Origin of the sequence: Acinetobacter sp. MF4640, assembly GCF_002018895.1 — a bacterium.
In the GTDB taxonomy this organism is placed as follows: Bacteria; Pseudomonadota; Gammaproteobacteria; order Pseudomonadales; family Moraxellaceae; genus Acinetobacter; species Acinetobacter johnsonii.
Genome location: NZ_MVOM01000091.1, coordinates 1 through 7,698, shown reverse-complemented (window position 1 = coordinate 7,698; position 7,698 = coordinate 1). Strand labels below are relative to the sequence as shown.

At 41.3% G+C, this 7,698-nt stretch carries 8 protein-coding genes and 2 pseudogenes; 2 read left to right on the top strand and 8 right to left on the bottom strand.

Features of this window, described 5'->3' with window-relative positions; all coding sequences use genetic code 11:
- Nucleotides 1-118: pseudogene (locus tag MF4640_RS19170) on the top strand (IS30 family transposase); the annotation flags it as partial.
- A 157-nt stretch (nucleotides 119-275) separates the two neighbouring features.
- Here MF4640_RS19170 and fghA read toward each other — a convergent pair.
- From fghA to MF4640_RS18000, 8 genes and pseudogenes are all read right to left on the bottom strand, one after another.
- Entirely contained in the window at nucleotides 276-1,106 is an 831-nt protein-coding gene (gene fghA / locus MF4640_RS18035; protein WP_068974006.1) for an S-formylglutathione hydrolase, read from the bottom strand.
- 192 nt (nucleotides 1,107-1,298) lie between these two features.
- Nucleotides 1,299-1,739, bottom strand: a pseudogene (locus tag MF4640_RS18030) (alpha/beta hydrolase-fold protein); the annotation flags it as partial.
- A gap of 23 nt (nucleotides 1,740-1,762) precedes the next feature.
- On the bottom strand, nucleotides 1,763-3,139 hold the full coding sequence (locus tag MF4640_RS18025) for a C13 family peptidase (protein WP_078390439.1): 1,377 nt from the start codon (nucleotides 3,137-3,139) through the stop codon (nucleotides 1,763-1,765).
- 123 nt (nucleotides 3,140-3,262) lie between these two features.
- The gene (locus MF4640_RS18020) at nucleotides 3,263-4,081 is read right to left on the bottom strand and encodes a class I SAM-dependent methyltransferase (RefSeq protein WP_078390438.1); all 819 of its coding nucleotides are present in this window, start codon (nucleotides 4,079-4,081) and stop codon (nucleotides 3,263-3,265) included.
- Nucleotides 4,075-4,899, bottom strand: coding sequence for an undecaprenyl-diphosphate phosphatase (locus MF4640_RS18015; protein ID WP_078390437.1), 825 nt, complete (start codon nucleotides 4,897-4,899; stop codon nucleotides 4,075-4,077). Before MF4640_RS18015 ends, MF4640_RS18020 begins: the two co-directional genes overlap by 7 nt.
- Nucleotides 4,900-4,912: 13 nt before the next feature.
- Entirely contained in the window at nucleotides 4,913-5,578 is a 666-nt protein-coding gene (tsaB, locus tag MF4640_RS18010; protein WP_078390436.1) for a tRNA (adenosine(37)-N6)-threonylcarbamoyltransferase complex dimerization subunit type 1 TsaB, read from the bottom strand.
- Nucleotides 5,579-5,707: 129 nt separating this feature from the next.
- Nucleotides 5,708-6,238 carry a gamma carbonic anhydrase family protein gene (locus MF4640_RS18005; protein WP_078390435.1) on the bottom strand — a complete coding sequence of 177 codons (531 nt, stop codon included), beginning with the start codon at nucleotides 6,236-6,238 and terminating at the stop codon, nucleotides 5,708-5,710.
- Nucleotides 6,239-6,261: 23 nt separating this feature from the next.
- Nucleotides 6,262-6,864, bottom strand: coding sequence for an NUDIX hydrolase (locus tag MF4640_RS18000; RefSeq protein ID WP_078390434.1), 603 nt, complete (start codon nucleotides 6,862-6,864; stop codon nucleotides 6,262-6,264).
- Nucleotides 6,865-6,987: 123 nt separating this feature from the next.
- Between MF4640_RS18000 and MF4640_RS17995 the strand changes: the two genes are divergently transcribed.
- Nucleotides 6,988-7,536: an NUDIX hydrolase gene (locus tag MF4640_RS17995; protein WP_010325974.1), complete on the top strand. Its 549-nt coding sequence runs from the start codon at nucleotides 6,988-6,990 to the stop codon at nucleotides 7,534-7,536.
- Nucleotides 7,537-7,698: the final 162 nt, after the last annotated feature.

Here is a 7,698-nt window from a genome sequence, read left to right as displayed (position 1 = left end):
TGCCATGTCACTGAATACTCGTCCTAGAAAGGCGTTAGATTGGCTTACACCATTAGAGAAATTTGCTCAGCTTGTTGATTATCATAAGGCTTTTGAAACTGTCGCACCTCATGTTTGAATTCGCCGATCATTAAATCCAAGAGGTTTCGGCATTTCCCTAAAAATTTCAATTGGATCTATAATTTCTTTTTGTGAAAAATCATTATCTAATGCTGAAAAATCGATCATCCCCGGCCTCTTTATCTTCTACTAAAAATTAAATTATTTAAAATTAATTATTGATTAATATTATTTACATGAAATTTAATATGATCTTCAATAAAACTAGCTATAAAATAATAACTATGATCATATCCATCTCTCATGTTTAAAGTAACTGGATAGTCTTTTTCTCTACAGACATTTGCTAAGATTTCAGGCTTCAACTGTTCTTTTAGGAAAGCATCTTCACTACCTTGATCAACTAAAATAGGCATCTTCACGGAACTGGATTTGATTAGCTCGACAGCATCATAGTCAGACCATAAAGCCTGATCAGTACCAAGATAAGCAGTAAATGCCTTTTGACCCCAAGGAACTTGAGAAGGTGCAACAATTGGAGAGAAAGCAGAAATACTCTTATAGATCTCAGAATTTCTTAACCCTATGACTAATGCCCCATGTCCACCGGCACTATGCCCCATAATGCTTTGAACTTTATTTGTCGGGAAACTATTGTCTATTAAGGTTCTTAATTCATGGAGAATATAGTCATACATTCTATAATTTTCTAACCACGGCTGTTGAGTTGCGTTCAAGTAAAAGCCTGCGCCTTGACCTAGATCGTAATTTTCATCATCTGGTACCCCCTCACCTCTTGGACTCGTGTCAGGCGCAACAATAATCACTTTATGTTCAGAGGCATATTTTTGTGCTCCTGCTTTTGTAATAAAGTTTTGTTCATTACATGTAAGACCTGAAAGCCAATAAATTACAGGGAGTTTTTCATTATTATCATGTGGTGGAATATAAATTGAAAAATTCATTGAACACTTCAATACCTTCGACTCGTGCTTATATACTTCCTGCCAACCGCCAAATGAAGCATGTCTTTCTAATCTTTCCACGAATAAATACTCCAATAATTTTAATTACTGAATATAGTAGCGTGGATATAAAAAGTATGGAATTTTTAATAAGAAAATTTGATCTATTCTGCTGAAATATGGATTTTTTTATGGAATTTTTAACTTAGTTATTAAAACTTATAAAAATCAACAAACTAAAATATTTTCCATATTTTCAAAAAAACATTGTTTAGAGTGCCCGAAAATCCCAATACGCTCTGCTTGTACAGAAAATTGCTGAATCACTAAATCATACAGTTCTTCAGCAACATAGCTTTCCATCTGGAAATGCTCAGCCCACGGCGCTTGGGTTGCATTGATATAAAAACCTGCCCCTTGCCCAATATCCCAATGATCACCTTGCGCAACTTGTTCACCACGGGGTGAAGTATCAGGCGTTACCAAAATCAGACCTAGCTGTGCTGCTAAACGCTGCGCATGCGCTTTAATAGCAAAGGTTTCTTCGGTACAGGTTAAACCTGCCAAATAAAATAATGTTGGGCACGCTTGCCCTGCTAGCGCTTGAGCCGGCAAATAAATGCCGAACTTACTCTCGCCTTGAAGGCTGATGGAATTAAATCGGTAAATACGCTGTTCACCATCAAAACTACGGTTAGATTGTACTAATTCCATCAGGGTTCCTTTTTAGATCCAAATTAAGGGTTTGCAACAGCTTTAGGTGGAAACAAGCGCTGTTCAAGTTGAGGAAGCATCAGCTCCATATTTTTACCCATCGACCACTGCGGTTCAGAGGGTTCAAAGCCTTGTGCTGTTTCCCATTGGCTCACAGTTTTTTGTGCTTGGTTAAAAGCAGTTTCTATACTGTTTTGTTCACGCATTGCTTGATCAAAAAACGCCCGACCAAAATAAGTATAGTCGGCTTCATTGGTACAACCAAAAGACTGGCGGTCTGCGGCCGAAGCGGTAATGATCAAAGTATTGTCATTTTGCAGTGCTGGTACAAAGCTTCCAGAGAAGCACGATGAAATAACAATCACACGCCAGCGAATACCCGATGCATCTAAGGTTTCGCGTAACCATTTCGGGTCGACCTGAGTTAAGTCTAAAGGTGCATTTTCCATTTCGAACTGGTTCGGTAAACCATGCGAAGTCATATATAAAAATAACACATCACTTTCACGGTTCATCTGCTGTCCCATACGACGCAGCGCCATTTCAATACTGTGTTTAGAGGCAATCGGAATTTCTGTTCGTGTAGCAGGGTTATTTACCAACATCATCGAACGGCCCAACGTACCAAAACGCGTATCGAACTGTTCTTTTATTCGCTCGACTTCCGAACGGAATACATCTTGATAACTCGCTCCCGCTACGCCAAGGAAATACCAATGTGACTGGGCAAATTCGCCATATTGCACAGACTCTAGTGCTTTATTCAGTAAGCGACTTTGTGCATAGAAGGCATCTTCTGCAAAGGTTGGTGGTGTTTCTTCTACTTTCCAAATCGGCTGACTGGTCACTGACATTTGCCAAACCACAAGGGTAAACAGCGTGGCCAAGACAATCAGGGCTCGCTCCCACCAAGGCCATTTCAGTTCACGTGAAAACACCCACACCACAGCCAAACTCTGCCAAACAAACAGTACCATGAACACATTCGGTAGGTAGTCGTAGAAGAAATACGGCAGGACATCAACCATGCCTAAATATTGGATAAAACTTTGTAATAACGCGATATGCGTATCCAACACCAACCAAAGCAGTGCTGGTACCAACATCAAACGCGGATTATTCACCCGTTGAGACAGAAAAATCCCGACAATCAGGGCAATGAAAGGCCAAAGTGCGTAACTGACCAAACCTTGTGGGTTAAAGTCACCGATCTCTCCTGCGCTCAACCAGCTAAATAAAGTATTGGCTGAGCCACCTAAAATCCCCCAGAAGATGAGCTGCATAATCGAAGGATGGACAATTTGCAAAGAGCGTCGTGAACCTAGAAACAACCACATCCCCGCAGTTTGGTTGCTTTTAAAATCATGCCAAAAGTTGATGGAGGGTTTGAAGTCGATCATAAGATTCTAATTAAATTGTGACTTGCGTAGGGACACACTAAGTTTATGCTTGATCAGCATTTTATCAATGATGTTTTTAACTATATAACAAATCTTTGCATACTTTTGAAGCAATCTTCCACTTCAGTCTAAGCGTTCATGCTGAAAATAGGCATCAAAACGGCATGCATCACCCAGCCACTGATGAGTGGTTTCTTGATTTGCCAAAAATACGGCCAAGCGAGGACGTTTGACCACCACCCGTTTTGCCACTTTTTGCGCTAAGCCAAGCAGATTATCACCCAAATCCATTTCACCATCTTCAGGCAGTAACATATGTAAAAGCTGCATTTGCTTTTTTACTTGCGCCTGTTTTTTCACTGCTTGCTGATTTTGATCACGTTGTGGAAACATCGGATCTAGATAAACCACATCAACCGTATTGCCCTGCTCTGCTTGTTGCTGCAAATACTGTGCGGAATCTGAAAAAACCAAGTCAATTCGAGTCACCACAGGGTTTAAGAATACATCCTGTAAAGCCTGTTCCTTACTTGACTCTAGCAAGGTGAATAAAATGGGATGGCGTTCAACCAAAGTGACATTCGCGCCCAAATGTGCCATGAGCAGTGAGTCATGCCCAAGCCCTGCCGTTGCATCAATGAGCTTAGGTTTTTCAGTCAAGTGGCAAGCACGAGCAATCATTTCAGACTTTAACGACGCACGCTTTAAACGTGGAACTTCAGCTTTCCAATCCGGCTGCATTTTCATGCCATTGGCACAAAGCCAAAGCCCATCGGCATCGGCACACAGACCCAGTTCAGGATGAAAACGGAAGAAACGTGCATTTAACTTTTCGGCGACTTCGATGCTGACTTCGACACCACGAGAAAAAAGCACAGCAACATAGTGCTGTGCTTTTTCTAAATGCTCTTGTTCCACATATAAGCGCATTGGGCCTACCATAACTTCCAACCCGTAAAGGCAAACAGTAGAATCACTAAACCTGAAGCGATGCGATACCATGCAAAAATCATAAAATCACGCTTCGCCACATAAGCGACTAAAGCACGAATCAACAGTAAAGCCGAGATAAAAGAAACAATAATGCCTGTTGCCAATACGATCCAATCTTGTTGTCCCTCAAACACATGCGCACTTTGGTACAAATCTAACAGACCCGCACCAATAATTACTGGAATACCCAAGAAGAATGAAAACTCAGTGGCTGCTTTGCGCGATACACCTAAGAACATCGCGCCAATGATGGTTGCCCCCGAACGTGATGTCCCTGGAATTAAAGACAGCACTTGAATCAGACCAATCCAAATCGCATCTTTTACACTCAGGTCTTCAACTTCATGCACGCGCTCTTGTGGTGGATGCTTTTCAATCCAAATAATAATCAAGCCACCCACAATCAAACCAATAGCAATCGCAATATCATTAAATAAAAGCTCTTTCACCGTTTGACCAAATGTCAAACCAATCAGCACAATAGGAATCGACGCTAAAATTAGCCCAATCCCGAGACGGCGACCTTGGGGTTCACCACTAAAAATTCCCGTTGCTGCCCCCCACAAACGTGTCCAATATTCATAAATGACGGCTGCAATTGCCCCCATTTGAATGGCGATCACAAAGACATCACTTTTTTCTTTGGTCCAAAAATTCATAAGTTCTGAAGCTAAAATTAAATGTCCAGTACTCGAAATGGGTAAGAATTCAGTAATACCTTCAACAATACCCATAATTGCCGCTTTGAGCAGCAGTAAAAGATCCATAAAAAAACCCTAATTATGCTTTGCCCTGTTCCGGGATTTTTTTCCAAGCGTTATCACGTAAATAGACTGGAAGTGCAAGTTCAGCACTCACCCAGTGTTGTTGCTGTGCATTCTTGCGCGCAATTGTGGCAATATCTTGCGCAGTTGCACTTAAATCTTTGTATTGTATTTGTGATGGATCAATTAAGGTTGCGCCTGAACCAACTAAAGTAAACGGTGTACATTCAGTAGCCGCGGCATAGCTTAGAAGCTGTTCTTCATCGACGGCTTGCATGATGCCGTCCGTATCTAATTGAAAACTTGCAATATAGACTTCACTCATGCGGGCGTCTAAAACTGCGGTGACTTTGATTAGACCATGCACACGATGTGCAGCTTGTGCCAGTGCTTGTAAAGTTGAAACAGGAACCACAGGCAAATCATTCGACCATGCCAAAGCTTGAGTCACGGCGGCATTAATACGAACGCCGCTAAAAGAACCAGGACCACGACTAAAAGCGATACAAGACAAATCTTCTGTCTTTATATCCAACTGTAAAAACCCTTGTTCAATCATTGGGAGAATCGTTTGCGTTTGTGCTTTTGCGCGCGTATCCAATTGGAAAAAAAGTTCTTGATTTTCATCTACAATAGAGACGGAACACTGCTCATTTGCAGATTCCAATGCCAGCACTTTCATGCACAACCTTAATGATTTAATCTATAAAAACGTGGCTATGATACTCCACTCAAAAGCACTAGGCGAGATGTTCTCGGAACAGAGCTAAAAAAGCCTAGAAAAATCTAGGCTGAATGGGAAAAAATAAGCTTATAACTGTGTCGGCTCTAAATCGATAAATTGTTTAAAGTGTTCTGCATAATGCAGTGCACTCATTTTCAAACGTGCCTCAGCCGTTTCATCCAAAGTTTTGACGACTTTACCCGGTGAGCCCATGACTAGAGAATTATCTGGAATGACTTTACCTTCCGGAATCAGCGCATTCGCACCAATAATACAATTTTTCCCAATCACAGCATTGTTTAAAACGACAGCATTAATCCCAATCAGACTATTATCCCCCACTGTGCAACCATGCAACATGGCTTGATGCCCAATCGTGACATAATTGCCAATATTCATTTCAATCCCAGCATCTGTATGTAAAACCGCATTTTCCTGAATATTGGTAAAGTCACCTAAACGAATTTTGCAATTGTCTGCACGTACGACCACCCCAAACCAAATACTAACCTGTTGCCCCAATTCGACTTGACCGATCACTGTGGCATTTTCCGCAATCCAACCATTCCATGGTTGATGCATTGCTTGTGGGGAATGACCTTTAAATTTGTACAACATATTTTTTCCTTAAAATACTCAACTTACTTTGGGAACCGAAAAGTCGGTGAATTGACTAAAAATGGCCACTCTTTATGGTAGTCCAAACCATATTGAAATAATGCAACCAACATCCGTGCCGTCAGCCCCCAGACAATTTCATTTTCCACCCGCATACTGGGAAAATAGAGAGATTGATGGGCAAAACGAACTTCATAAGGCACCGCAGGTACTTCCATCAGCTGTTTGAGTGATGCAAAGAAAATACGATCAATTTCTGTCGGCTGGGCAACCAGTTCAACTTCAGGCGGAATCAGCCCAACCACAGGTTTGACCAACATGCCATTACGGGCCTTTTGCATCGGCAAATCACCGAGCAGCTGTACATCAAAAGGATTCAATGCGGTCTCTTCATAGGCTTCACGCAAGGCAACCACGATATTACTGGTATCTTGCGGATCTCTTTTTCCGCCAGGAAAAGACACTTCACCAGCATGATTAGATAGGTAAACAGAGCGGCGGGTCAATAAAACTTTGGGATCGTCTTCATTGGTGATCGCGATTAACACAGCTGCATCTGCCGATTTAATTTTGCTTGAAAACCGTAACTGTTGCTGCAGTATGCGTGTTAATGAATGTTCATCCATTGAACGTCGTCCCCATCATTCTTTTTTTCATCATAGCTGAATTTGATACTGAAAAAAGAGAAATGATGCCAAAATTTAATTTTTAAGTTATGCTGAGTCTGAACTTTATCATTGATGATGAATATGGACTTTTGCAGCAATTGCGGACAAAAAACAACAGAACAAATCCCTCTTGGCGACCATCAATTGCGTCGTGTTTGCACCTCTTGTAGTTCTATTCATTATGTGAACCCTAAAGTGATTTGTGGCGCACTCGCACTTTGGGAAAATAAAGTATTGTTATGCCGCCGCGCTATTGAACCGCGTTATGGGCTATGGACTTTACCAGCAGGTTACATGGAATTGTTTGAAACCATGGAACAAGGTGCTGCACGAGAAACCCGTGAAGAAGCTGAAGCGGAAGTTGAAATTGAACAGCTATATTGCATGTACAATATTCCGCGTATTGGTCAAATTTATGTGCTCTTTAAAGCGAACTTAGTGGATGGAAAATTTGGTGCTGGCGAAGAAAGCATTGAATGTCGTTTATTTGAAGAAGATGAAATTCCTTGGTCAGAACTGGCTTTCCCAAGTGTCGAACATACCTTACGTCACTATTTTGCTGACCGTAAAAGTAATCAATTTAATCTTCATCTCGAAACCCTAGGTACACGCTTAGACCATACAGGTTAATGTTGCCTAATATCAAAAAAAGCCCATCGATGATGTAATGCCAGTCAGTTAAGAAATTGACTGGCATTTTCTTGGGTACTTTTGAGGCTTTATTTTGACGACTCTAGGGCATTGCCTTGATCTTCTTTCAGGCAAAACAAACATTTTAGACTGTTCCAGCAA